Origin of the sequence: Longimonas sp. (genome assembly GCF_040409695.1) — a bacterium.
Classification (GTDB): domain Bacteria; phylum Bacteroidota; class Rhodothermia; order Rhodothermales; family Salinibacteraceae; genus Longimonas.
In genome coordinates, this window is sequence record NZ_JARWGJ010000152.1 from 1 (window position 1) to 26,361 (window position 26,361).

Annotated in this window: 23 protein-coding genes; 12 read left to right on the forward strand and 11 right to left on the reverse strand. The window is 60.0% G+C overall.

Annotated features, from left to right (window positions below; all coding sequences use genetic code 11):
• From PPP56_RS09315 to PPP56_RS09325, 3 genes are all read left to right on the forward strand, one after another.
• Positions 1-1,806, forward strand: a 1,806-nt coding sequence (locus PPP56_RS09315) for a penicillin-binding transpeptidase domain-containing protein (protein WP_353563768.1), incomplete at its 5' end; no start/stop codon positions are given.
• Between the two features lie 375 nt (positions 1,807-2,181).
• Positions 2,182-2,727: a hypothetical protein gene (locus PPP56_RS09320; protein ID WP_353563769.1), complete on the forward strand. Its 546-nt coding sequence runs from the start codon at positions 2,182-2,184 to the stop codon at positions 2,725-2,727.
• A 264-nt stretch (positions 2,728-2,991) separates the two neighbouring features.
• Positions 2,992-4,092 (forward strand): glycosyltransferase family 4 protein, encoded by a 1,101-nt coding sequence (locus tag PPP56_RS09325; protein WP_353563770.1) that lies wholly within the window; start codon positions 2,992-2,994, stop codon positions 4,090-4,092.
• Positions 4,093-4,126: 34 nt separating this feature from the next.
• Here PPP56_RS09325 and PPP56_RS09330 read toward each other — a convergent pair whose 3' ends face one another.
• Both PPP56_RS09330 and lgt read right to left on the reverse strand, forming a co-directional pair.
• Entirely contained in the window at positions 4,127-5,560 is a 1,434-nt protein-coding gene (locus PPP56_RS09330) for a carotenoid oxygenase family protein (protein WP_353563771.1), read from the reverse strand.
• 222 nt (positions 5,561-5,782) lie between these two features.
• Positions 5,783-6,610, reverse strand: coding sequence for a prolipoprotein diacylglyceryl transferase (lgt, locus tag PPP56_RS09335; RefSeq protein ID WP_353563772.1), 828 nt, complete (start codon positions 6,608-6,610; stop codon positions 5,783-5,785).
• A 911-nt stretch (positions 6,611-7,521) separates the two neighbouring features.
• On the opposite strand from lgt, the gene tig reads away from it, so the two are divergent.
• The gene (gene tig, locus PPP56_RS09340; protein WP_353563773.1) at positions 7,522-8,910 is read left to right on the forward strand and encodes a trigger factor; all 1,389 of its coding nucleotides are present in this window, start codon (positions 7,522-7,524) and stop codon (positions 8,908-8,910) included.
• Positions 8,911-9,064: 154 nt separating this feature from the next.
• Entirely contained in the window at positions 9,065-9,811 is a 747-nt protein-coding gene (locus PPP56_RS09345; RefSeq protein WP_353563774.1) for an ATP-dependent Clp protease proteolytic subunit, read from the forward strand.
• Positions 9,812-9,968: 157 nt separating this feature from the next.
• On the opposite strand, the gene PPP56_RS09350 is transcribed toward PPP56_RS09345, so the two are convergent.
• The 7 genes from PPP56_RS09350 to PPP56_RS09380 all read right to left on the reverse strand — a co-directional run bounded on the left by PPP56_RS09350 (position 9,969) and on the right by PPP56_RS09380 (position 17,458).
• The gene (locus PPP56_RS09350; protein WP_353563775.1) at positions 9,969-10,475 is read right to left on the reverse strand and encodes an HhH-GDP family DNA glycosylase; all 507 of its coding nucleotides are present in this window, start codon (positions 10,473-10,475) and stop codon (positions 9,969-9,971) included.
• A gap of 46 nt (positions 10,476-10,521) precedes the next feature.
• Positions 10,522-11,520 carry a porphobilinogen synthase gene (gene hemB / locus PPP56_RS09355; RefSeq protein ID WP_353563776.1) on the reverse strand — a complete coding sequence of 333 codons (999 nt, stop codon included), beginning with the start codon at positions 11,518-11,520 and terminating at the stop codon, positions 10,522-10,524.
• A 59-nt stretch (positions 11,521-11,579) separates the two neighbouring features.
• On the reverse strand, positions 11,580-13,088 hold the full coding sequence (cysS, locus tag PPP56_RS09360; RefSeq protein WP_353563777.1) for a cysteine--tRNA ligase: 1,509 nt from the start codon (positions 13,086-13,088) through the stop codon (positions 11,580-11,582).
• A gap of 120 nt (positions 13,089-13,208) precedes the next feature.
• Complete coding sequence (locus PPP56_RS09365) at positions 13,209-13,865, reverse strand: hypothetical protein (RefSeq protein ID WP_353563778.1); 657 nt, start codon at positions 13,863-13,865, stop codon at positions 13,209-13,211.
• Between the two features lie 162 nt (positions 13,866-14,027).
• Positions 14,028-14,417, reverse strand: a complete 390-nt coding sequence (gene yidD / locus PPP56_RS09370) for a membrane protein insertion efficiency factor YidD (RefSeq protein WP_353563779.1) — start codon at positions 14,415-14,417, stop codon at positions 14,028-14,030.
• A 135-nt stretch (positions 14,418-14,552) separates the two neighbouring features.
• Positions 14,553-16,124 carry a DEAD/DEAH box helicase gene (locus PPP56_RS09375; RefSeq protein WP_353563780.1) on the reverse strand — a complete coding sequence of 524 codons (1,572 nt, stop codon included), beginning with the start codon at positions 16,122-16,124 and terminating at the stop codon, positions 14,553-14,555.
• A gap of 314 nt (positions 16,125-16,438) precedes the next feature.
• Positions 16,439-17,458 (reverse strand): matrixin family metalloprotease, encoded by a 1,020-nt coding sequence (locus PPP56_RS09380; RefSeq protein ID WP_353563781.1) that lies wholly within the window; start codon positions 17,456-17,458, stop codon positions 16,439-16,441.
• A gap of 193 nt (positions 17,459-17,651) precedes the next feature.
• On the opposite strand from PPP56_RS09380, the gene hisI reads away from it, so the two are divergent.
• From hisI to PPP56_RS09395, 3 genes are all read left to right on the forward strand, one after another.
• Complete coding sequence (gene hisI, locus PPP56_RS09385) at positions 17,652-18,041, forward strand: phosphoribosyl-AMP cyclohydrolase (RefSeq protein WP_353563782.1); 390 nt, start codon at positions 17,652-17,654, stop codon at positions 18,039-18,041.
• A gap of 67 nt (positions 18,042-18,108) precedes the next feature.
• Positions 18,109-18,603 carry a TspO/MBR family protein gene (locus tag PPP56_RS09390; RefSeq protein WP_353563783.1) on the forward strand — a complete coding sequence of 165 codons (495 nt, stop codon included), beginning with the start codon at positions 18,109-18,111 and terminating at the stop codon, positions 18,601-18,603.
• Between the two features lie 45 nt (positions 18,604-18,648).
• Positions 18,649-19,455, forward strand: a complete 807-nt coding sequence (locus PPP56_RS09395; RefSeq protein ID WP_353563784.1) for an alpha/beta fold hydrolase — start codon at positions 18,649-18,651, stop codon at positions 19,453-19,455.
• 33 nt (positions 19,456-19,488) lie between these two features.
• Here the strand turns inward: PPP56_RS09395 and PPP56_RS09400 are convergent, their stop codons facing one another.
• Complete coding sequence (locus tag PPP56_RS09400) at positions 19,489-20,979, reverse strand: SDR family oxidoreductase (protein WP_353563785.1); 1,491 nt, start codon at positions 20,977-20,979, stop codon at positions 19,489-19,491.
• A 280-nt stretch (positions 20,980-21,259) separates the two neighbouring features.
• On the opposite strand from PPP56_RS09400, the gene PPP56_RS09405 reads away from it, so the two are divergent.
• Positions 21,260-21,463 (forward strand): hypothetical protein, encoded by a 204-nt coding sequence (locus PPP56_RS09405; protein ID WP_353563786.1) that lies wholly within the window; start codon positions 21,260-21,262, stop codon positions 21,461-21,463.
• Positions 21,464-21,515: 52 nt separating this feature from the next.
• Positions 21,516-21,938 (forward strand): hypothetical protein, encoded by a 423-nt coding sequence (locus tag PPP56_RS09410; protein ID WP_353563787.1) that lies wholly within the window; start codon positions 21,516-21,518, stop codon positions 21,936-21,938.
• A gap of 227 nt (positions 21,939-22,165) precedes the next feature.
• On the opposite strand, the gene PPP56_RS09415 is transcribed toward PPP56_RS09410, so the two are convergent.
• Entirely contained in the window at positions 22,166-23,539 is a 1,374-nt protein-coding gene (locus PPP56_RS09415; RefSeq protein ID WP_353563788.1) for an Lnb N-terminal periplasmic domain-containing protein, read from the reverse strand.
• A gap of 120 nt (positions 23,540-23,659) precedes the next feature.
• Here PPP56_RS09415 and nth point away from each other — a divergent pair, with 120 nt between their 5' ends.
• Together nth and gpmI are read left to right on the forward strand one after the other, a co-directional pair.
• Complete coding sequence (gene nth, locus PPP56_RS09420) at positions 23,660-24,508, forward strand: endonuclease III (RefSeq protein ID WP_353563789.1); 849 nt, start codon at positions 23,660-23,662, stop codon at positions 24,506-24,508.
• A gap of 96 nt (positions 24,509-24,604) precedes the next feature.
• Positions 24,605-26,134 (forward strand): 2,3-bisphosphoglycerate-independent phosphoglycerate mutase, encoded by a 1,530-nt coding sequence (gene gpmI, locus PPP56_RS09425; protein WP_353563790.1) that lies wholly within the window; start codon positions 24,605-24,607, stop codon positions 26,132-26,134.
• Positions 26,135-26,361: the final 227 nt, after the last annotated feature.

A 26,361-nucleotide genomic window follows, 5' to 3' on the forward strand; every position in this document is an offset into this window, starting at 1 on the left:
GAGGTGAGCATCACACGCAAAGTCCGCGAAATGATCACCGCTGTGGAGCTGGAACAGCGCTACACCAAGACGGAGATCATCGAGATGTACCTGAATACGGTGAGCTTTGGCTTCAACGCGTATGGCATTGAAGCCGCCGCACGCACGTACTACGGCAAAGCCTCGAATGAACTGACGGTGCCCGAAGCAGCTACCCTGGTTGGGCTGCTCGCAGCGACGACCTATTACAATCCGGTGCGCAACCCCGAAAACGCTCGGCAGCGTCGTAATACGGTTATGGGGCAGATGGCGCGCAATGGGTATATTAGCGCATCTGATTTGGACGCCTATCGTGAAGAACCAGTAGGTGCTCAGTATTATTCAGCCGAGCTATATGCGAGCCTGGCGCCGTACTTTGCCGAGCATGTGCGCCTGGAGCTGCAGCGCCTCACACGTGATCCGGAGCATCCGCTCAGTGCCTACGATATGTACGGAGAGGGACTGCGCGTTTATACGACGATTGATAGCCGGGTGCAGCAAGAAGCGCAGCATGCCGTTGATGAACAGATGGCGCGTCTTCAAGCCGTTGTAGACTACGAGTGGAGCAACGAGCGCACGCGGTTGCTGAGTCGCGAGTTTGAGCCCTATCTGGAGCTTACGCCCGGAGAAGACTATGAGCCGTTCTCGCGCTTCTGGTCGACCAATACCAACCTGGTGAATGAGTACATCCGCAGCACAGACCACTACCGCACGCTCATTAGCGAAGGCCGCGAAGATATGGAGGCGGTTGAGCATCTACGGACGAACGAAACGTTTATCGACTCTCTGCGCACCCTGCGCACGCGATTGGAAACAGGGCTCGTTGCGATGGATCCACGAACAGGACAGGTGCGCGCATGGGTCGGAGGGCGCGATTTTCGCGATGATCGCTACGACAAGGTGGGCACCGCCAAGCGGCAGCCCGGCTCTACATTCAAGCCGTTTACCTACGTGACCGCTATTGACAATGGGTATTCCCCCTACGACACATTCGTTGATAGCACGTTCGTATACCAAGACGCAGGAGCCGACACCACATGGAGCCCGACGAACTTCGGCGGGTCGAGCGGGCAGGAGCTTACGATGACCCAGGCGCTGGCGCGCTCACTTAACACAATTACGGCACGCGTAGCGCTTGAGCTGGGCCCGCAAGAGATCGTGCGCTATGCGCACCGCATGGGAATCCGCAGCGAATTGGATGCCGTGCCGGCTATCTCGCTTGGAACGAGCGATGTGACGCTGCTTGAACTCGTTAGTGCATACAGCACCCTGGCGAATGGCGGATTGTATTACGAGCCCCAGACAATTGCCCGGGTTGAAGACCGGTACGGCAACGTGCTCTGGGAGGCGCGTTCCGCACCCCAAGAGGCGCTCTCGGAGCGCTCGGCGTACACCGTCGTAGATATGATGCGCGGCGTGATCGACTACGGCACCGGCCAGCGCATCCGTACGCAGTTTGGGCTCGGCAACTACGACCTGGCCGGCAAGACCGGAACGACGCAGCGCAGCGCAGACGGCTGGTTCATCATGATGCATCCCGATCTGGTCATGGGGTCTTGGGTGGGCTTCAACGATCCGCGGATCACGTTCCGCACGTCAACCTGGGGACAGGGTGGGCGGAACGCACTTTTTGTGGTTGGTGACTTCGCACGGCGTGTCGCCGACATTGGGGAAGAAGAAGGCGAAGAGAGCAGCTTGTTCTCACGAAACGCGCAGTTCCCCCTCGAAGATTACGCACCGATGCGCGACGAAGAAGAGGAAGACGACAGTGGAGGGCTCGGGTGGTAACAGGCATTGCATAGGTGAGCCCTACGAGCAGGTGAGCCCTACGAGAGCTGCTTGAGGGTGGCAGATCAACGTTAAGTGATATGAGCGATAGAGGAGACGTGTAAGCAGCCAGAGATGAAGAATATTTCCTGTTACGGATGGCTCTGGCCAGAAATCAAAGGTTTGCCGGGTCTCGTGGGTTGCACATGACCGTGCTGCGTCGTAACGTTTATTGGACGCATGCTGTACGAGCGAACGTCTCCCTTAACGCTACGTTGGGAAGACACACCGTATATGTTCGCTAAGGCCCCGACAGGGAGAACAAAGCATAGATGCCCCGTCTGACAGCCTTATTCGCAGCACACCCTCAGTCACTTACCTACAGCTTAAGGACCCGTGGACACCAAATCGCGCACCGTAGATATTCCCCGCAAGGAGCGCACGACCAAAAGCGATGACCCCATCGCTGTATGGCCGCTTATCAAAGCTGCCCTCGACAAGATTGAGGCAGATGAGCCTACTCGTGAGGCGGCAGAAGCAGCAATCGAATACAGCGACGGCTGCGCCGTGCTGGCTAACTACCTCAATAGTCAGGCGAAGCGCGTGCACAAGATGGATTATCGATTTAAAGTACCCCTGCTGGTGCTGGGGGCTGAACTTGCCCGCGAAGACGAAGGGTCGGAGACGATCTATGACCCCGAGGAAGGGGCGCTCTACTTCGAAACGGACGATCATCAATTCTCCTTTCACGTCTACAAAGATTGGACTGTTGACTGGGAAGAAGTAGCAGACTACGTCGAGTCTGGCTATGATTGGATCGGGGTCGACAATCAGGTGTGGGCGCTCGACTGGCTCATGGACTACCTCGAAGTGCCCACCGATCAGTATATGGTCGACGATAGCGACGACGATGATGATATGGAGCGGTACAGTCGCATTTAAGCGCCGCTGAAGGCGCAGGTAACGTATAGGTAGATCCCTGTGCCTGCGTTGAAGTTGCCCTGTGATCGACGTCACGTATGATCGACCTCACGTCCGCGCGCTCTGAGCCGCCCTGATGCCGGTGCTGAATTTGATACCGGTGCTCCATTGACGCATGGAGCATGTGCCCAAACACGACACCATCTGCGTGTCTCTGGGTAGCACGGCGCCGGTTAATCAGGCATATTGCGCTTCCACTTGTTATGTGTTGAAGCGTACCCTCATATGCTACGCGTTATTGGATGCAACACTGCCTACGGATCGGGCGGTATCGGGCAGCATGTTGCCCACATGATTGAAGAAAGCCGCGCGTCGGGCGTGCTCCATCAGTACTTGCTTCCAGAAGGAAAGCCGGATGATCCCCTGGTGCATCCCGTGCAGACCCCTACATGGGTGTCTTATGCGGCGGCGTGTCCACCCATCCGCTGGATGCCGGGGTGGCGTAGCCATCTGTACAACGAGGCGTACGACCGTGCGCTTGCTCGGGCTGTGCCAGACGATGGAACGGCCTACATGGGGTTTGTCGGCAGATCACTTCGTTCTTTCCACGCGGCTCGCTCGAAAGGGTACGACCGTCTGGAGCTCATCGCAGCCAACAGCCACGTCGACAATGTAGCTCGGCTCCACGAGCGAGCCGCCCAGCAGACAGGCATCCGCGACACGTGGCTCAATGCAGCACAGCAGCGAAAAACGTGCGCTGAGTACGCCACCGCAGACCGCATCTACGTCCACTCTGAATATGTGCGGCAGTCATTTCTTGACGCAGGCATCGCTGCGGAAAAGCTCATCCGTACGCATCTGAAGCCCGCCGAGCGCTTTCAACCGCCTGTACAGCGCCCGGCTGACGATGTGTTTCGCCTCGTGTATGTCGGGCGCCTGGATGCCACGAAAGGCATTCCGCTGCTTGTTGAAGCGTTTACAACGTGGAACCACCCGGCCGCTGAGCTGACGCTGGTGGGCGGGTGGGGTACGCCCGCAATGCGCCGCTATATGCAGGGCGTACTTGCTGACAACCATCGCATCACCGTGGCGCCAGGCGATCCACTTCCTACACTGCAGCAGGCAGATGTGTTTGTGCACCCCAGCTATGAAGATGGATTTGGCTACGCTCCCGTTGAGGCGTTGGCCTGTGGGGTGCCTGTCATTGCTACCGCTGATACCGGGATGGCCGAGTACCTGACCGATGGGGTGAACGGCTACGTTGTGCCTACAGGCAGTGTATCCGCAATCGTGGAGCGGCTTGACGCACTTGCGCGGCGCCCGCTGGCTGACACACGTACGCTGTTTCCAGCGCCTGAGCCGACATTAGGATCGGCTGCTCGCTGAGATTCCTGCTCTGATACAGCAGCCGATGTGCCAGCTATCGGTGCATGGAACGAGTGGGGTTGTCTGCGTCCAGGAACTGCCCGTGGAAGTTGAGTGGAATGGCCTGTGGCGCTGGAGCCCGGGCGATCTCCTCAAACGACGTAGCATCGAGCACAAGCAGAAAAGAGCGCTCGGCGCTGGCATCGAGCACTACGGAGAGCACGACGCCGTCGTCCTCGGCGGTGCCGGCGGGGTCGGATACAAAGACCGGCTCGCCTGGAAAGCAGCTGTCGGCGTGCCAGCGCTGGGCCGCGCCGGTGGTCACGTCGACCTTCACAAGCTCATCGGTAAAGTGCCCCGGCGTGCGGTTGCCCGTTCCGTATGCATAGCGATACGACTGCGTGTTGCACCGGGCATAATGGATGCGTGGCACTTCAATCCCTACATCGCTGAGCCGCTCCTGCGTGGCGGTGTGCTCGCGAAGGTCGACCCGTATCCGTTCGGGACGCGCCATCTCCACGTCTGTCCAGCCGCTGCGCAGCGCATCCAGATACATGCGGTCTACAATCTTCGCATCGGGATAGGCCGCCAGGTCGATGCAGATGGTGTTGTCCTCCTCAAAAGCGTTGATGTGGTGGAAAGCAAACATTGGGTCGGTCGGTACGGTGGTGACCCGTCGCCCGGTGTCGCGCTCGAAGACATGAATCTTCGTTCCGCGCTCGGGCTGCCACTCGAAGTTTTCGATAAACGGACGCCCGGTAAGCAGCACGTCGAGCGGATCAACGACGAGCGGGAAGGCCACGAGCGCCAGGTAGCGCTCCGTCATCGCAAAGCTGTGCATGTACGAGGGGCGACGCACGGCGTGGTTGCCCAGCTCGCGGCGTGTGTTGGTGGCGGCGTCGAGACGGTAGAGGCGGTAGGTGCTCGTTGGCTTTGAGAAGTCGACTACGTAGCTGAAGAGGGTGCCGTCGGACAGCCGGTGCGGGTGTGCGGTGGTAAGCGGCCCGCTGAGGGTGTCGTCGTAGCGCTGCACGCCGAGGGTGTTGAGCGTGTACGGGTCGAAACGTACGGGCAGTGGCGTTTCGGTGAGGGCAACCCAGTCACCTGCAAGCCGGTGGATGCTTACGTTGGCGTTATCGGTGAGCTGCGGACGAAAGACGGTCATCACGCGTTCGAAGAGCGATCGGCAAGGGTCGGTGGCAAAAGCCGACTGTGTGATCTCGTCTTCCGTCTCCGCCTCGTTGTAGGCACTGCTTCGCAGGAAGCGGCTCCGGTAAGAGACCCCGCTTTCGGTGATGGTGAACGCATGCAGCAGAGCGAGTCCGTCGAACCAGTGGTTGTAGGTATCGTCGCCAACTTCGAAGCGCCCGGGTCCGTTGCGGACGAGCGTGCCACGGAGCCAACCTGGCAGCGCCCCCTGTAATGGTAGGGGCTGCGATTCGGGATGCTCAGGCTGCGTAGCGAGTCCGAGCGCGTAGGGGGCGGTCATGGCGGCAGGAAGGTTGGAGCAGGCAAGACAGAGCACGAAAAGTGATAGGCGGTCCGAAAACGCATCTGGGCAACCACCAAGAGCCACACCATGCGCCTACAAGACCGGTTCCGCAATCGGGCAAGACGTACCGGGCTCGTTGAGTACGTCGGGGGGAGGCGTGGCGTGCGCATCCCCCCGAAGACCTTGATAGGAATACCTGGCTGGGATTCTGGAATGGCGTTAATCTGCAGCGCGCAGGGCCGATGCGTTTCGCAGGGCGCGCCAGATGAGCCAGAGCCCAAGAAGTACAGCCGGGATGCTGAGCAGCTGCCCCATATCGATGGGTAGTACGTTTACGAGATCAGAAACCGGTGCCTTGAAGAACTCGAGCCCGAAGCGTGCGGTGAAGATGAGCACCAGGAAGAGCCCCGAGAGAAATCCGTGCAGGGGAGTACCGTCTTGCTCGCGGCGGTAGACGTAGAAGCGGTACGTCAGAAAGAGCACGACGAAGATGGTGCCGTAGGCGAGAGCTTCGTAGAGCTGAACGGGGTGACGGGGGATCGTATCGATGCGTTCGAAGACGAAAGCCCACGGCACATCGGCGGGGAGTCCGTAGAGCTCCGAGTTAAAGACGTTGCCGATGCGGATGAACATGCCAGCGAGGGCGGTGGGGATGACGACCCGGTCGGTGACCCAGAGGTAGGGCTGTTTCTTTCGTGAGCGCGCGTAGAAATACAGCGCGATGATGATGCCGATGCCCCCGCCGTGGCTGGCGAGTCCGCCCTGGTGCACGTAGAAGATTTCGATGGGGTTGAGGATATAGTATCCGAAGTTATAGAACACGATGTGGCCCAGGCGCGCGCCGACGACCGCCCCGCCGATAACGTAGAAGAAGAGCGGCTCCAGGTCGGGCAGCGGGCGGTTCTCCCAGGTAAAGAAGCGGTACATCATCAGATAGCCGATGAGGAAGCCGGTGGTGAAGAGCAGTCCGTACCAGTGCACCTGGATGGCACCAAGTTCAAACAGCACGGGATCGACATCCCATCGGATCTGGGCGAGTACGGGCATGGGCGTAGGGCGGTAGCAGAGGAAACGAGTGGGCGAGACCAGGAAGATCTATCAGCAGATACATCAACGGATGCAGTGCGGCGGAGCGTTCCGGAGGCTGCAAGGATATTCGGTGGCGGGGCCGAGCGGCGGTATGCTGTGGCCGCTTCGTGGTGGCTGCTTCAGCGTTCTTGGTACGTGCTCCTGGCTGGCTGGCTATGGTCGGCCACTGTCAAGTGTCGTCAGACGTCCGTTTTGGGTAAGCACCGCTCCGTTCATGGATTGTCATCTTGAGCGAAGCAACTGCGTCTAAGTAGCTCAGCAAAAGTACGTTTACACCTTGTCATCGCGAGGAGGGAGCGTGCGACCGACGCGGCGATCTCATGCACCAGTTAGAGCGGTTTACCCTACTTGGAAGGCACAAGATTGCACTCCAAGAGCACTTCCTCGCTGGCGCTCCTCGCAATGACATAATCAAAGGTTCTTTTGTGGATCCACTTAGCAGGTGCGGAGTCGAAAGATCTCCCCCAAAGTAGGCAGGGGCCCCTGTCCCGCCGTATCTGCTAAAGACCGAGGAGATGGTTCGACTGCGGCCTCCTCCGTCGGCCTTCGCTCACCATGACAGGTGGTTTGTGATGATCATCGTACCGGCTCTCACTCGCCTTGCACTCCAATATTGACACGTGACCTCCACTTAGGCGTGTAAATTGGGGGCTTGCAACACGTGCCTGTACCGTTGTTCTGTAGGTTGCTCTTTGGGCCTCGCCTGCCGATGTGGCGAGCTTTTCACGGGGGTTTTGTGAGATACCGTATGTAGGCGTCGTTGCAGGCCGATCTTTTCAGGGTGCTACGCATTTCTATCTCTTGCCATTATGCTACCGCCCAAAGAACGCGGCAGCGCATCGTCTTGATCATCCAGGCATCTGTCATTTATGGAAACGACACTGACCGAAGTATCTCCCGTCGAATACGAGATGGAGGTAACGGCCTCCGCCGACGAGCTGAAAGACCGCGTGCGCGACGCGGTGCGTGAGCAGCGCTCTCAGATGAATATCAAAGGGTTTCGCAAAGGCAAGGTGCCGGCCCCGATGGTCAAAAAAATGCATGGCCCGGTGCTTAGCATGCGTGTTGCTGAGCAGGTAACACAGGATGCGTTTGAGACGATGCTCAACGACAACGAAGACATCGAGATGATGGGGCAGCCCCAGATCTCGGAGATCGACTACGAGATCGACAGCGACCTGCGCACGGTGCTTCGCTTCGGCGTACGCCCTGAGGTTGAACTGAAAGACCTGTCGGATGAGGAGGTGCGCATGCTCGTGCACGAGGTCACCGACGAGGACGTCGAGAAGGAGATCGACAACATTCGCGAGCAGCAGGCCGACCTGGTGCCGGTTGACGAGCCGGCTCAAGACGACGACTACGTAAATGTAGACCTGCAGCGCGTCGACCCGTCGACCGATACGCCGATTATCGGTGAGACCGACGAGGACGTGGGCTTTTTCCTCGACGATGAGCGCCTGCGCGAAGAACTGCGCGACGCCATTGTAGGAAGCGAGGCGGGCGACACCGTGCGCGCTCAGGTACCTCCGCCGCCCCACAGCGAAGAAGAGGAGACGCGCACGTTCGACATCACGATCAACGACGTAAAGCGCCGCGACCTGCCGCCATTTGATGAGGAGCTGGTGCGGCGCGTGACCGACGGAGCCATGGAAGATCCTGAGGAGTTCCGTGCAGAGATGCGGCGACGCATCGAGCAGTCGTATGAGCGCCAGGCGCGCGAGATGGTGCAGGGCGAAATTGTAGATCGTATGCTCGAACTACACACCGTACCGGTGCCTCCTTCGGTCGTAGAGTCCTTCCTGGATTCGTTCGAGGAAGAGGTCAAAGAAGAGAACGATGGGGAGCTGCCCGATGACTTTGACCGCACGCACTTCCGCCAGCAGAACCGGGGCGATGCCGAGCAGCAGGCCCGCTGGATGATCATCCGCGATGCGATCGTTGAAGACGCCGACATCGAAGTCACCGACGACGACCTGCGCGACTTCTTCAGCGAGCAGATGCAGGGACAGGACGATATCAGCGCGGATCAGATTCGCGGCTTCTATCAGTCGATGCCTCGCATGATGCAGCAGGTCGACCAGCAGATCATAAGCCGAAAGGTGTACGATGAGCTGATCGATCGCTTTGATGTGCGTGAGCTGAGCCTGGAGGCGTTCCGTGAAGAGATGGAAGCGGAGCACGCCGCAGCGCACGACCACGCGCACCCCGATCATGATCATGACCACGCCGACGAAGACACACCGTCGATTATCACGTAACGACGTATCACGTAACGAAGTGGCATGAATCAGAGCGTGTGCACCGTAGAGTCCGGCAGAGCGGGTAGATAGAGGAACCATCTAAAAGCTCCATAGGTTGGCGTTTGCCCGTCCGCTTTCCCCATCACTCGCCTCCCTAACCCAACATCCCCTTATGGTTGACGACTTTATCAAGTTTAGCAAGAGCCTAACGTCACTGCCTTCCAGTATCTACTCCGGTGGCATGGGCGATCAGCCCATGTCGGGGCTGGTGCCCATGGTTGTGGAGCAAACAACGCGCGGCGAGCGGGCCTATGACATCTTTAGCCGCCTGCTCAAGGAGCGCATTGTCTTCATTGGCACGCCGATTAACGACCAGGTTGCCAACCTTACGGTTGCACAGCTGCTGTATCTGGCCAGCGACGACGCTGACCGTGACATTAACCTCTACATCAACTCGCCCGGTGGTGTAATCTACAGCGGGCTGGGCGTATACGATACCATGCAGTATGTGGACGCGCCTGTGGCTACCATCTGTGTGGGACTGGCGGCGTCTATGGGGTCTGTGCTGCTTGCTGCAGGCGAAGAAGGCCGCCGCGCTTGCCTGCCGAACTCCCGCGTTATGATCCACCAGCCGCTGGGCGGTGCTGAAGGACAGGCCTCTGACATCGAAATTCAGGCCCGCGAGATTCTCTGGCTCAAGCAGCGCCTTTTTGAGATCCTGGCCAACCACACCGGACAAGACTTCGATAAGGTGCAGGAGGACTCTGACCGCAACTACTGGATGAGCGCTCAGGAAGCAGCCGATTATGGCTTGGTTGACAATGTGCTGGCGAAGAGCACACTGAGCGAAATCAAGGAGCAGAGCGAGGGGGCCGATACACCCACGCTCGAAGAGGACGATACAGAAGACGACGAATAGCCGCATAGCAGCCCGCGCTACACGCTATACGTCACGACATACGTACTGTGTACGCTACATGCAAACGGCACCGCTCCCACTGTGGGGCGGTGCCGTTTCTGTGTTTGAGGGCTTTGTGTTTTGGGGATGCGTACGCCGGTGCGCTTCGAGATGCTATCTACGAAAAATCGCGCTGTCCGAAGTAGTGCAGCACGTACTTGATCTTGGATGCTTTGCCCTTGCCAAAGCCCGGCAGCTTTTTGATGCGCTTCTCGATCGTGTCGATGTCGGCGCCGTCGTTCCACATGTTGGCCGCATCGCCATCGTACTCTTCGGCGATCATCTTGGCGACCTTCTGCGTATTCTCGGCCATCTTATTCGTAAAGCGGTGAACAGCCGGCTTCTCGGCAAAAATCGGCTGGAAGTCGTCAAAGTCCATCGCGGCGATCGTTGCCATATCGAGATGGCCGAGGCGCTCCTTCAAGCGCAGCGGCCCGGTAAAGGCATACTCGGCGCGTACGCGCTGGTCATAGAGTAGGCCCAGGAGGGCCGCGTTGGCGTCGGCGCGGATGGCATCGTCCTCGTCGGGGTCGCCGGTGAGGGTGCCTTCGTCTTTATAGCGTTCCATCATGCGGACGAGTCCGCCTTGCAGGTCGCCGTAGTCGATTGGGGGGATAGTCGGCATAGTAATGGGAAGGCTGTGGGTAGAGTGATGATGGGAGGTACAGCGGCTACGCATTGTTGCGGAGCCAGCGGGCGGCGTCTTTGGCGAAGTAGGTGAGAATGCTGTCGGCCCCGGCCCTACGGATTGCGGTGAGCGCTTCAAGGGCAGTCGCTTTTGTGTCTAACCAGCCGTTCTGTCCGGCAGCGTGGATCATGGCGTACTCGCCACTTACGTTGTACGCAACTACGGGTACGTCGGCGGCCTGTTTGACGCGGTAGATAATGTCGAGATAGGGTAGGGCTGGCTTCACCATCACCATGTCGGCGCCCTCCTGCAGGTCGAGCCGCAGCTCACGGAGCGCCTCGTCGCTGTTAGCCGGATCCATCTGGTAGGTGGCCTTGTCGGCAGGCACGTCGTCGCGCTCAACAGGCGCCGAGTCGAGCGCATCGCGGAAGGGGCCGTAGTAGGCCGAGGCGTACTTGGCGGTGTACGAAAGAATCGCGGTGCCCGTAAAGCCAGCCCCGTCAAGTGCGGCGCGAATGGCCCCAACGCGGCCGTCCATCATGTCAGAGGGGGCAATGATGTCGGCACCGGCTTCGGCCTGCACGCAGGCAATGTCGCACATCCGCTCGACGGTGGCGTCGTTCGCAATGGCGCCGTCTTCGACAATGCCGTCGTGGCCGTCGGAGGAGTACGGGTCGAGTGCGGTGTCGGTCATGACGAGCAGTTCCGGGACCGCCTCTTTGAGGGCGCGGATCGCACGGGGGTAGAGTCCGTCAGGATCGGTGGCAGCGGAGGCGGTCGCATCCTTCTGCTGATTGGGAATAGCGGGGAAGAGTGCGATTCCGGGGATGCCGAGGGAGTGGAGCGTTTCGGCTTCGCGCACCAGCCGGTCGATGGTGTAGCGGTACTGGTTCGGCATCGACGGCACTTCTTCCTGGGCGTCGGTGCCTGCCATCACGAAAAGGGGCGCGATGAGGTGGTCGGTTGCAAGGCGGGTTTCGCGGTTGATGCGCCGTAGGTTCGCAGTGCGTCGCAGGCGGCGCGGACGTTCGGGGAGCTCCATAATGAAAATGATAATTTGAAATATGATGGTATGGGCACATCGCAATGCGCCCCGATAAATCACAGCACGGCCTTGCGTTGCCAGGTGGTGCCTTCGGGGCTGTCCATCACCTCGATGCCCATGGCGTCGAGTTCATCGCGGATGGCGTCGGCCCGATCGTAGTTGCCAGATTCGCGCGCAGCGGCCCGTTCGTCGAGCAGAGCTTCGACCTTCGTAGCCAAGTCCTCATTCTCGTGTGGGGCAGCGCGCTCCGCATCCCCCTGATGCCAGATGATGCCAAGCAGATCGTTCGTATCCACCAGCCATTCCTGTGCAGTGTGTGCCGTAGCGGTGTTCAGGTCGTCGCCGAGTCCGTTGATGAACTTGACGCCTTCGAGTGCTTTCGCCAGTGCCTTCGGAGTGTTCAGGTCGTCGCACATGGCGGCGAGGGTGGCGTCATACAGGCGGGGCAGCGTGCTGGCGGCATGGTCGGGGCCTTCCGCATCGGCCTGGAGGGCGTGCTCAACCGCGTCGGCGGCATCCTGATAGCGGCCAATGATGCGGGCACTATCGGCGAGCGTCTTCTTCGTGAAGTTGAAGGGCTTGCGGTACTGACCGGCCATGAGCGTGTAGCGCAAGGCCAGCGGATCCACGCCGCGTCCGCCCTCTTCCGGCGGGTCGATCAGGTCGCGCACCGTGAAGAAGTTATCGGCTGATTTCGACATCTTCTCGCCCTCCACCTGTAGAAAGCGGGTGTGGATCCAGTAGCGCACGGAGGTCTCGCCGGTCAGGCATTCGTTCTGGGCGATCTCGCACTCATGGTGGGGAAACGCAAGGTCTTCGCCACCGGTGTGCAGGTCGAACGCATCCCCCAGATATGCCATCGACATCGCTGAGCACTCGATGTGCCATCCGGGAAAGCCCCATCCCCACGGACTGTGCCACTGCATGAGGTGATCGGGATCTTTCTTCCAGAGCGCAAAATCGCGCGGGTCGTTCTTGTCGGGATCCTGCACCGTGTCGCGCGATGTTGCCTGCAGCTGGTCGGCAGCCTGGTTGCCCGAGAGCTTGCCGTAGTCGGGAAACGTGTCTACAGAGAAATAGACGCCCTGATCGGTCTCGTAGGCATGCCCGCGCTCCATGAGGCGCTCCACGGCTTTGATCTGGTGCGAGACATGCTCGGTGGCACGCGGACGCACGTCGGGCTCCAGCAGGTTGAGCGCGTTCCAGTCGTCGAGCAGCACCTCGGTGTAGTAGCGCGCCAGGTCATAGATGTTGGCGAAGCGCTGCCCCTCGCGCTCCAGCGCCGCCGCCATCTTGTCCTCGCCCTCCGGGTCGACCAGGTCGTCTTGGGTAAGGTGTCCCACATCGGTGACGTTGCTTACGAAGGTGGTGTCCCACCCGAGCGCTTGCGCGGTGCGGTTGATGAGGTCGGCAGTGAGGAACGACCGGAAGTTGCCGATATGCGCGTAGGTGTACACCGTAGGGCCGCATGCGTAAAAGCGAAGGTGTTCGTCCTCCAGCGGCTCGACCGCTTCCACCTGGCGGGTCAGCGAGTTGTAGAGGTGAAACGAGGGCGCATCGGCCATAAGCACACAGAATATTATTGGGGAAACACCAGCATGACCTTACTGCGCCTGTGCTACAATGTGCCGAGACCGTCGTTTAAGAACGTGTGTTGGGGAAGCGTGTCGTTGGAGGCAGGCGACTCACGAAGCATCCTGTGTCCAGATAGCAGAGGTGGATGTGCGTTTCGATACAAGCGTATCGATGAATTGCTTAACGCGGTCTACAACGTAGCCAACACCCAGCGCCCAGGCACACAGGGCGAACAGCACAAGCGGCACGAGCGCCCCATACACAACAAGATGGATCATGCGGAGAGAGGGGTCGAGCAGTGCGGCCCCGCCCAGAAATGCCCAGCCCGCGATCAGCGAAGCGATGCCGGCGACCCCAAACTTTCGGCGTAGCGGCCATCGTTCAGGTGCCCCCCAGACCCAGGTGCGAATGCTCGACATAAGCAGTCCAACAAGCGCCAGTATGCCCCAGGCACGCAGAATCCAGGGAATAATATCGTCCTCGGTTAGCTGGATACTGACCGACTCTTCCTCACTCTCTGTTTCCGGCGCGGTAACAGGGTCGATGAAACGCTCGGCCAACGGTTCCACGCGTTCAATCAGTGCATCGATTGTATCTGGATTTGACCGGGCCATCTCGTAGACCCCAACGAAACCAAGCCCGGCGAGCATGATGAGCATGAATCCCCATACGAGAAGTACGGGAGTAAGCTGCGTCCACCGCACGTAGTCCAGCCCCAGCTTGATGATAAGCGCCCCAAGGTAGATAACGTCGTCCCTGTTAAGCATGCCCGAATGCAGTCTGAATGCAGTCTGAATGAGAAAAGGGCCCACTGCCCGTACAGCTTCACGTACGGATGTCGCACACTGCATGCGTACAGGATAACCAGGGTAAAGAGGATAAACACGGGTTGTGTGTTTTTACCACCTGGTGCGGTGCCGCATCAGTTTCTATGAAGCATGCCGAGCCTCCGGAGGCGAATTGGAACGCTCGCCGGTGGGGGCATTCTCGCATGTATGCTCTTGTGCTTCGTGGTCAGCGGTACCCCGATCTCTATCGGGGGGCGCTTCTCCAAACCAGCGGGGCGGGTCGTATCCCGACCCGCCAAGCGGATGGCACCGTCCTACGCGGTAGATCGTCAGAATCAGGCCTTTTACGGCGCCGTACTCACGCAGTGCCTGCTCGGCATACGACGAACACGTAGGGTGAAAGCGGCACGTAGGCGGCGTGAACGGTGAAATCGCGTTCCGGTACACCCATAGCAGTCCCAGCAGCAGGTGGCGGGGCAACTGCCAGAGGGTGCGCCCAATCTGGTACACGGCTGTGCGTATCGTCTCCATAGCGATCCTGTATACGCGAGCTTGATTCGCAGAGATTCGCTGACCTACCCAACAAAAAACCGCCTGTCCTCAAGGCAAGGACAGGCGGAGCTATAGACGTTGGTGGTCAGCGCCGGTTTTACGCGGCAGGTGGGGTTACTCGACCCGTACGCGTCGGCGCCCGATCTTGTAGCTACCGCTCTTAGCACGGATCTGCTTGACGTACTCGCTGGGCACATCCACCGTGGTGTGGCCGGCGTGAATGTCGATACGTCCAATGGCACTTCCAGGCATTTTAGTGGCGCTGGCCAGCGTACCCACGATCTGCCCGGGTCGCGTGTTGTTGCGCTTGCCGGTGTTCAGGCGCAGGCGTACCATGCCGTCTTCATGCGAGGCAACAGGCTGGTCTGCTTTCTTGGAGGATGCAGGGCGGTTCGCCTTCGCGCGCTGCTTGCGAGCCACCTGAAGGGCGGCAGCGGCTACGTCGAGCGGGTCGTGGCCTTCGTCGGCCAGTGCATCTACGATAGCACGCTCACGCGTGGTGTTGTTGGATGCAATCCACTCAGACACCTCAGAACGCAGTTTCGCATCTCGATGCGTCTGCACATCCGATGCGGTCGGTACGTCGGTACGAACGATGGTTCGCTTGATGTGGCGCTCGGTGTGCTTCAGGCGCTTGTGGCGGTTCGGCGTAACGAGCGTAAGCGCCGTGCCTGAGCGTCCGGCGCGTCCGGTGCGGCCCACGCGGTGCACATACACCTGCGGGTCACGCGGCAGGTTGTAATTGAACACATGCGACACATGGTCGATGTCGAGTCCGCGAGCGGCCACGTTGGTGCCGACCAGAATGGTAATGGCGCCGCTCCGAAAGCGGTCGAGCATGCGCTGCCGCTCGGGCTGGTCCATCTCGCCGTTAAGCGCCCCGGCGTTGTATCCCTTCGACTGCAGCGTATCGGCGAGCCGGAAGGTATCGTTGCGGGTGCGCGCAAACACAATGGCGCTGGTGATGTCTTCTGTCTCCAGCAGACGCATGAGCGCGGGCGTGCGGTCGCGCTTCGATACGGGGTAGTAGCGCTGTTCAATGCTGGATACGGTGCGCTCCTTCGGCTCCAGGCGGCATGACTCGGGATTGTTCAGCTGCTGCTTGGCGAGGCGCTGGAAGTCGTTCGACATCGTGGCCGAAAAGAAGGCGGTCTGCCGCTCATCGGGAGTAGCACCGAGGATGGCCTTGATGTCGTCGATAAAGCCCATGCTGAGCATCTCATCGGCTTCATCGAGCACGGCAACCTGAACGGTGCTCAGGTCGAGGGCCTTCTTCCGAATAAGGTCGAGCATGCGTCCGGGCGTACCCACAACCACATCAACGCCCTTCTTGAGACGACGAATCTGGCGCTGGTACGGCTGTCCGCCGTAGATCGGCAGGACGCGGATGTCCAGGCGGTTTCCATAGGCGTAAACAGCCTCGGCAACCTGTTTGGCGAGCTCACGGGTAGGGGTTACAACGATGCCGCGAAGCGTGCCGGTGCCTTCACCGAGGGTGTGAAGCATTGGCAGTGCGAAGGCCGCGGTCTTACCCATACCGGTCTGCGCCTGCCCAACGACATCGCGTCCGGCCAGCTGTGCTGGAATCAGGGCTTCTTGGATGGGAGTAGGGGTGGTGTAGCCGCGTTCGCTCACGGTTTCGGCGAGCGAGGCGTTCAGCCCGAGGGCTGCGAAAGGGGTAGACATAAACAAGATACATGTACAGAACGAGAAGCAGCCGAATGGGGCAGCCACCTCTTGCGAAATAATGATCCGCCACTTCGTCCTGTTTGCGTAGATCTGCAAAAGACCTGCATAAGCCGGTGAGTCCGCACAGATGGGCGGGGCGTCGGCTCCTCCAATCGAGTCGGACGACCCAGGTGCGGAAACTCCATACATGTGTAGTCGGCAGCGGCGTTGGGGATGTGGAGGGCGCGTCTGCATCTCGCGAACACCGCGCAGATTCGAACGGCTTCGATGCCGTACCATACCAACGCCGTATCACGCAGCAACAGGACGCTTCACCACCCGCATAGCTGCTTCAGGGCCTGCACATCGGCAGCGGCGAGGGTTGTGCGGGCGCGGTTTGCTTCGGTGTTGACGGCGTGCATGACGGCCCGCTCGTCGTCTACGTGGCCCAGTCCGAGTGCATGGCCCAGTTCGTGCGCAAGCGTCAGGCGGAGGTCATCACGGTCGTGGAAGTGGTAGACCGTGATGGAGTGCGCAAGCCGCTCGCCGGTTCGTTCAAGGGTGCGGGTGCGGTAGACCCCCTGGTTGAAGGCCTGCGCCTGGGCGAATTGTGCGTTGAAACGACCGACTTCTACGTTCAGCGCCTCGGTGGCGCGGTTGGCACGGCGAACGTGCTCGTTGTACCGGTCACGCAGCGCGTTAACGGTATGGGCTTCCTGCTCGACACGCTGCTGCATCTGGTCTATAGCGTTTTGATAGCGCTCCAATCGGGCCTGGTAGGTCTCTGTGCGTTCGACCTCCCCGGCATTCCATGCACCGACCCGCTCGTTCTGACGGGCAATCATGCGGTTGAGGCGCTCGACCGAGCGGTCATAGGCAGCAACGCGCGCATCCAGAGCCGTTCGCAGCGACTCCAGCTGGGCGGTACGGGCTTCCTGCATGTCGCGGGCCTCAGCGAGCGCGCGTTCGGCCTGGCGCCGCGCTTCCCACTGCCCCTGCCGCTCGTCGTAGACCATCTGGATGACGAGTTCGCCGGTCGCGGTTTCGGTAAACAGGGAGCGGCCTGTTGGACTCTCCCACATAGCGATGGCTTCGCGGATGGCCGTGCGCAGCACATCCGGCGAGATGCCAAACTGGGGATCGATATCGCCGATCTGGTAGGTAAGGGGAAGGGCGCTGCAGCTGCCGACAGCCCGTATGTTTGATTGCTGCTGGGCCCCTGCTGCGGGCGCCAGAACCGCAACAGCACACAGCAGGATGAATCCAACGCAGGCCTCGCGAACAAACGATCGGTTCGGGCACGTGGGGGCGGCAGGCGCTTGATACCGGGGGAAATGCGATCGGACGATCATGGCCAGGCGGGCAGGGGGAAAGGGATTGTGCTCTCGTTTCGCTGCGGATGCGCGTCGGGCATCAAATCGGGCATCCACAGGCTCTAATCCGCAAAAATTGCGCCTGCCCAAAGAGAACGTACGCGCAACGAAGCAGCTTGCCCAGCGTACAGAGGCTCCCGCTTACTTTGTTGCATAGATCTTTTATTCTGCTATGGCGCACGCTCTACTCGACCACGTTCAGTTTGACGACGACGGACTCGTGGCGGCTATTGCCCAAGACCATGCGTCGGGTACGGTGCTCATGGTTGCGTACATGAATGCCGATACCCTGCAAGAGACGCTCGATACCGGACGCATGGTGTACTGGAGTCGCTCGCGCCAGACGGTGTGGCGCAAAGGCGAAACCAGTGGCAATGTGCAGCATGTGCACGAAGTCCGCATCGACTGCGACGGCGACATGCTGCTCTTCAAGGTCGAGCAGGTCGGCAATGCAGCATGCCATACCGGGCACCAGTCGTGCTTCTATCGCCGCGTGGAGGACGAGAGCCTCGTTAACGACGGCACGAAGGTGTTCGATCCGGAGACCGTCTACGGGTCGTAAGCCGCCCGTTCGCATCCCCCTGAATAGATCTTTGGCCCGTACGCAGGTACGCTGCAGCGACTACATTATGGCTACCCAAAACCGAACATGGATGCGCGACGCCGGGCTGCTGCTGGCTGCGCTGGTGCTCTGCCAGGGCGTGGGTGCGCTGGCAGGATACGTAACGCAAGGGCCGGTACAGACCTGGTACCCCACGCTCAATAAGCCGTTTTTTACACCGCCCGACTGGCTCTTCGCGCCGGTCTGGATCACGCTCTATGCGATGATGGCTGTGGCCTGGTATCTGGTACTGCGGCAGGGCTGGGGGGATGCGCAGGTGAAACAGGCTACGTGGGCCTTCCTCGTACAGCTGGCGCTCAACGGCGCGTGGTCGTTCGTCTTCTTCGGCATGCAGTCCATTGCAGGCGGACTGGTCGTGATCATCGCGCTTCTGCTTGCGATTCGATGGACGCTCAAGCGCTTTCGTCCGCTTAGCAAGCCTGCGTTCTGGCTGCTGATTCCGTATGTGTTCTGGACCATGTACGCGACGCTGCTCAACGGAACGCTCTGGATGATGAACTGACTGCTATTCTCCTGCCCATTCTCTTATCGACTTCCGCTGCCAGCTATGCCCACAGCAACGCTCAACGGAGCCAAGCTACACTTCGACACGGAAGGTAGCGGTCCGCCAGTCGCCTTTCTGAACGGTATCATGATGACCACGGCGTCGTGGCGTGCGCAGACGGCGGTGCTTGGCAAGCGCTACCGGTGCGTGCTGCACGACATGCGGGGCCAGCTGCGTAGCGAGAAGCCCGAGCGCATCACGCTGGATGATCACGTAGAGGACTTTCGGGCGTTGCTTGACCACCTTGCTATCGATTGCTGCCACGTGGTAGGCACATCGTACGGCGGTGAGGTGGGGCTTCTCTTTGCAGCGGCATACCCTGAGCGCGTGCAGAGCCTGGCGGTCATCAGTGCGGTGAGCGAAGTGGGGCCGCGGCTGCGGAGGCAGACAGAAGCGTGGGCTTCCGTGGCGCGAAGCTGTCCAGGGCAGCTATATGCTACCACGGTGCCCGACAATTACGCGTCGGACTTTCTGGGCGCACATTCCGATGCCGTGGAGTCTGGGCGTGAACGCCTGGCTGGGTATCCCGACGACTTCTTTCCGGCGTTTGCCCGGCTGGTGGATGCGTTTCTCATGCTTGACATCACCGACCGCTTGCCAGACATCGCCTGTCCGACGCTGGTACTGTGCGGGGCCGAGGACACGCTCAAGCCCGTCCGCTACAGCCGGCTCCTGGCCGATAGCCTCCCCAACGCTACATTTCTGACGGTGCCTGATGCAGGCCATGCGGTCGTTGTCGAGCGCCCGGATGCTGTGAATACAGCGCTGCTTGGCTTTCTGGCGATGCATGAACTGGCGATGCATGAATGAGCGCGCTCAGGTATTCATGGATGCGAAAGCCGACTACGATGCGAGCGTGGCGGCCGGGCGAGGGTGGGCCTCAATGCGGTCGCGAAGGGCATTCAGCATGCCGGAGAACATCACGCTGTGTGGCAGAGCCATCACGTACCAGTAGAGCGTGCCCCACAGGCCACGCGGTTCAAAGAAGTTGATCTGCCGTACGACCGTTCGCCCCTCGCCATCGGGCTCCACTTCGTACTGCAGCCAGGCGCGTCCGGGCATCGTCATCTCGGCGCGTAGACGTAGCAGATGGGGCGCATCCACCTCCTCGGCGCGCCAGAAGTCGACCGTGTCGCCAGCGCGCAGCTCGGTGGGGTGGCGGCGCCCCTTCCGGTAGCCGATGCCGCCCATGAGCTGGTCCAGATATCCGCGTAGCCGCCAGAGGGCGTCGCCATAGAGCCAGCCGGTTTCTCCGCCAAGCGACTGAATTACCGCGAAGGCGTCTTCGGGGGACGCCTCCACCTGTACCTGGCGTGTTTCCTTGAACATGCCCTGCGTGGTTTCCAGCGATACGCGTACCAGCCGTCCTTTGGGATGCGACGATACAGCGCTGTTCCACACGGTGGGAATGTCGTTTGAGGCGTAGCGCCGCAACGCCAGTCGCACGGCCGCCTCGTACGAGATGGGCTCGACATCTGGGAAGAGGCGCCGCGCGACCGTCGGGTCATCCACGGTGACCTCGTTGTCGAGCCCCTCAATAAGGGGGCGAGCAACTTGGTTTGAGATCGGTGTTACGAGTCCAACCCAGTGCGACGACAGGCGGGGCGTAAGAAACGGGACGTTAACAATGGGGCGGTTCAGTCCGCGCACTTTGGCGTAACGCTGAAACATATCGCCATAGGTAAGCACATCGGAGCCCCCGATCTCGATGACGCGTCCGGCGCTTTTGGGCTGATCGAGCGCATCCACCAGATACTGCAGCACGTTACGGATGGCAATGGGCTGCGTGGGCGTCTGCACCCACTTGGGGCAGATGAGCAGAGGCACGCGTTCGGTGAGGTAGCGAATGAGTTCGAACGAGAGGCTGCCCGACCCCACGATGACGGCTGCGCGAAACTCGGTGACGGGAATCGACCCTTCGCGCAGTACGTCGCCCGTCTCCATGCGGCTTTTCAGGTGATGCGAGAGCTGGTCGCCCTTAGGCCGAATGCCGCCGAGGTAGATCATGCGCTCGACACCGGCAGCCTCAGCAGCCTCACGGATGTTGGTAGCTGCACGCCGGTCGCGCTCAGCAAACTCGCTGCCCGCCGCCAGCGAATGAATGAGGTAGTAAGCAGCGTCGATTCCTTCGAACACATCGCCCAGCGTGTCGGGCTTGAGCGCGTCGCCCGTTACGACCTCCACGCGGTCGCTCCAGGGCTGGGCCCGCAGACGGGTGGCATCACGCACAAAGCAGCGGACCCGGTAGCCTTCACGCAATAGACAGGGTACAAGGCGGCCTCCTACATATCCGGTTGCCCCGGTCACCAGAACGTGCTGAATAGCGTCAGACATTGCGCTTTGGGCTGTTGAAGTGGGGGAGTATTTACATATGATCACATATGAGTGGAATGCATGCCCCGCGGTGCGGTTTGCATAGAGCGGTCTGTTCAGCAGAGACGGATGCAACGATGCTGTTTTTGAGTAGCAGTCTACCGCGCTGGACAACGGTTGGCGTTGCGCATTACAAAAATGTCCCATCTCGGGAGAACCTACACCGCAAAAACTTCATCTATGTACTCGACACAATGACACTCTTGTATCGCATTCTTACCAAAAAAACGCACGGTTTATTATGGCTGAAAACGTAGATGACACCAAAACGTGGCCTGAACTCGCAATTGGTCTGTACGATAAACTCACGGGGCGCGGCGCAGAAATCTCGTATGAATTCGACAATTTTGAGCTGGAAGTGCCCAGCAAAGTAGGAGGCGACGCTGAGTATGCCAAGTGGAAGATGAATGGTACGCTCCGCATCCGCACTCGCGACGACGCATAGATCGTCTGGGCGCATCGTGCATCCTTCTCATTCCTAAATCTGCCTGAATGGTATGGCTACTCCGCTCGATGTGCTCGGTGATCTGACGCTCACCGTTGACGATGATCGCATAGATGTACGGGGAGATGGTCGCCGCATTGTAATCGATGTGCCGTCGACCACTGCAGCGCGCAACGTGCTGCTGAAGTCGCCGTACGGTGGCGATTCGCCTCAGGAAACGGCAACGTATGTGCATGAACTGCTCAGCGAGGTCGACCTCACGCTCGACATCATGCTGAACCATCAGCGCGTAGCGCGCCTCGGGGCTGACGCACGTCCCAATGCGGTGTCGCGCTTTCTGAACATGCCTACCGTAGAGGTGCATCCGTCGGTTCCTGCCCGCGATACAGCGTCACGCAATCCGATAGCTACAGCGCTCTTGCTTGTTACAGGCGTTCTATTCGTCTTGTGGCTACTGCGAGGCGATGAGGATTAACCACGCGATGCGCACGATGTGGTGAGCAGCGGCGGGTAACAGACGACGCTGCATCACCATTGCATTACGACCGCATTACGACTAAACTGTAAAGGGGATGGCCACGACAGGTCATCCCCTTTCTGTTTTTGGTATGCTACCTTTTTTGTGCTGCCTTGGCACAGCTTACTGATTTCCAAATACTGTCGCAGGCCGTTTGCAGACGTTGTGCTTTCGGGGTCTCTGCCCTAACGCTCCTCAGATGACTCCTGCAACGACGCGTGCCCGTTTCCAGACGCATCGCCTGCCGCAGTATCTGCAGCATAGGGTGAAGTGCTGGACGGTGAAGTGCTGGGCGGAGCGGGCGTTACAGAGAGCATAGGCTGGGCGATGCCGCTCCGCCATCCGGCACGGAGCCCGATGAGCATCACGAGTGGGATGAGTCCGCTGTAGAGCACCTGGGGCCAGAACGGCCACCCAGCGAGCACGACAAGGGCGCTGCCCGCTGTGGCAATCCAGTAGTAGCGCAGGTATCGCTCAGGAAGCACTGCCCGTCCCAGCAGGGCCGCAGCAACCAGATGGGTCGGCCAGGCCCAGAGCAGGTTTAGATTCTGGTTGGTTACCTCATGCAAGCTAATAAACCAGAGAAAGGCCATGAGGAGTCCAGCTGTGCCTGCCACGCCGAACAAGGCCCGGTCGAAGGCGTCGGCCCAGTTCACCGGGGCGTGGCGCTGCTTCGCTGTGAGCACAATGCCCACGCCAAGCAGTCCCCACATAACGGCTGCAGGCCAGGGAAAAGCATCTTGGGGATGCGTATAACCGTCGATCCAGAGCAGGGTATCGGTTGCAGCGACGAGCGGGCGGCGCCCAGCATCATCGTCGAGGTAGGCATGGTCGGCGGCATCCAACAGAAAATCTGGCAGAAACATAGCCTCGTACGCCGTAACCTCCCGGTCGACCTGCGGGCCGAGAGCAAGGTAGAAGCCGAAGGTCGTCCATGGACGGTCGGCTACGTACAGGTCGAGCATCTCGCGGAACGTATGGCCTGGAGTGGGGGCCTCTGACCAGTCAATCGCCTGAGGCCACACCGCGTCGCAGGCGTCTCGGATGCGTGTAGAGCAGTTGTCGAACAGGAAGTCGTAGCGGTATACCCGGTTCTCAGGCTGGGCGTTTGTGCGCAGAAACGCAATGAGCGCATCCCGCTGGGCGGGGGTCACGTCGAGCGCCTGCTCAATGACGGGGCGTCCGAGCTGCTCGTAGTGCCGCACGGCTGCTGAAAACGGGGCCACGCTCAGGTAGTAATCGAGCTGACCGTACAGGAATTTGGGTACGAACCAGCGGTCGAACTGAAAGGTGCCGTAGTTATAAAGCCGGTCGACGCCGCGCTCCGCATCGCGCACGCGCAGCGCACTGTGTCCGAACGCTTCGTAGACCGCCGGGCCCGGCAAGATGGTAATGAGCGTCACCTCGGCCTCGTCTGAGAACTCCGCTGCGGTGGGCACCGCCGGGGGATGCGGGTCGGCACTGCCGGTGGCGGCGGCAGGGGGCACCCACGCAGCCGCCATGCCGGTCAGCATCGTGCAAAACAGGCCAATGCCTATGTATCGAGAAACCCAGGCCATACGTCTTTCATTGTGATACGCGTCGTATACGGCGAATGTGAACGAGGGGGCAGCCAGACGGTTCGTCTGTATGCGGCGCGCATCGCTTCTACCAAGCTTCTGACAATACGCCTTTATCCTGTGGGACGTACTGAACGTGCACGCATTACCCTTTCGCGCCTCCGCGAGACTATCGACCGCCCCGAAACCGAACTGCAGTATACAACGCCGTACGAGCTGCTCGTAGCTGTTATCCTTTCGGCGCAGTGTACCGATGAGCGGGTCAACAAGACCACGCCGGCGCTGTTCGAAGCGTTCCCAACCGTGGAGGACATGGCCGAGGCCGACCCCGACGACATCTACCCCTACATCAAGTCGGTCACGTTCCCAAACAACAAGTCGGGCTATCTGGCCAAGATGGCGCGCACGGTGTGCAACGACTTTGACGGATCCATCCCGGAAACCGTTACCAATCTACAGAAGCTGTCGGGCGTGGGGCGCAAGACCGCACAGGTCGTGGTAAACGTAGCGTTCGACGTAGCTGCGCTGCCGGTAGATACGCACGTCTTTCGCGTGGCCAACCGCATCGGACTTGTACGGCGCGATGCCGACACGCCTGCAAAAGTCGAGCGCCAGCTCAAGCGCGTTATTCCGCGCGAAGACTGGGGGTATGCGCACCATCTGCTCATTTTGCACGGGCGCTACACATGTACGGCACGAAGCCCGTCGTGCGACGCATGCCCGCTCACCGACATCTGCGATCACTATGAGCGCTTGCAGCGCCTGCCCGACCCGCGTCCGGGACTGAGCACCGACAAAGGTGACTACTACTGCCGCACCTGCGACTCCTACTTCGATACGCCCGATACCCACATAGACCGCTACGACATTAAACAGACGGCCTGCCCGCGCTGCACTTCTATGATGGTCTTTCGTACACGCGACGGGAAACCGACCAAACAGCCGCTCGACTTTCGCGTGAATGGATAGAGGCAACGCCGCGGCTGGCGCGTATTACCGACTGCATGCGCCAACAGCGGCGCACAGCCGTGCTACCGAATGGTTTCTATACATACCAACCTGCTTATGACGCCCTCCGAAAAACATCTGCTGCTCATCCTCGATGGCTATGGCATTGCTGAAGACAAAGCGGTCAGCGCGATCGACACCGCCGATACGCCCTACATCGACGCGCTCTTCGATACGTACCCGCATGCCACGCTGACAGCTTCAGGAGAAGCAGTAGGATTGCCCGACGGACAGATGGGCAACTCCGAGGTTGGGCACATGAACCTCGGTGCGGGTCGTATTGTCTACCAGGAAATTACCCGCATCAACAAAGCGATCGACGACGAATCGTTCTTCGAGAACGAGCCCCTGGTGGATGCGGTGCGGCATGCCAGAAAGAAAAACTCGAAGCTGCACCTGATGGGCTGCTTTTCGGATGGGGGGGTGCACAGTCATCTCGACCATCTGTACGCGCTCCTTGAACTGGCTGCGCGCGAGGGGCTCGATCGTCGCCAGGTGTGCGTGCATGCCTTCACCGACGGGCGCGACACCGACCCGCATGGAGGGACCGACTACATGTGGGAGTTTAAGCAGGAGGCCGAACGGGCCGGCGTCGGGCGCGTGGTTTCGATCATCGGGCGGTACTATGCGATGGATCGCGACGAGCGGTGGGAGCGCACCGAACGCGCATACCGCCTGCTTACCGAGGGGGAGGGCGAAACGTTTACCGATCCGGTAGATGCGCTCCATGCAAGCTATGACGATGGCATCACCGACGAGTTCGTAGAGCCGCGTGTCATCGACTACGGCGACCGCACCCGCAACCATATTGCCGACAACGATGCGGTTATCTTCTACAACTTCCGTGGCGACCGGGCACGCCAGATTACACGCGCCTTCACCGAGGACGACTTCGATGGCTTCGACCGGGGCGAAAAGCTCGATCTGAAGTACGTGATCTTCTCGCCCTACGACGAGACGTTTGATCTGCCGGTAGCCTTTCCGAAGCTTAACCTTGAAGAAACGATCGGCGAGGTCGTGGCTGCGCAGAGCGGTACGCAGCTTCGCGCTGCTGAAACCGAAAAGTATCCACACGTAACGTACTTCTTCAGTGGCGGGCGCGAAGAGCCGTTTGAGGGCGAAGATCGTATCCTGGTGCCGTCTCCGAAGGTGGCAACGTACGACCTGCAGCCCGAGATGAGCGCCCCTGAGCTGGCGGCGCGTGTGGCTGAGGCGCTCGCTGAAAACGAGTACACGCTCGCTGTTGTCAACTTTGCAAACCCTGACATGGTCGGCCATACGGGCGACTTTGATGCTGCTGTAAAAGCAGTAGAAGCGGTAGACGCTGGCACGCGCACGGTGGTTGATGCAGCGCTGGAAGCCGGATACAGCGTGAGCATCATTGCCGACCATGGCAACGCCGATAAGCTCAGAAATGAAGACGGCAGTCCCAACACAGCACACACAACGGCACGAGTGCCGCACATCATCATCAACGATGACGTGGCAGACATCCAGGATGGCAAGCTGGGCGACGTTGCGCCTACGATCTTGGCCATGCTCGGTATTGAACGGCCCGGCTCAATGACCGGATCGGTGCTCGTGTGATGCGGCATGTATCCCTGCTAAAAAACGTCCACACAAAACGAAAAAACGCCCGCTCCAGGATAAGCCTCGGAGCGGGCGTTTTGTATGTGGTTGTGAACCTGTTTTGATTTCTTAATTTGGGCTGCGACCGGCTCCGCTGGGCTGCAAATTGTCCCCGATATCGGCCCGTAACCCCGGCTACGAACCTCTATCGTGGTCCAATTTTCGCCACAACGGCGCTCGCTCTC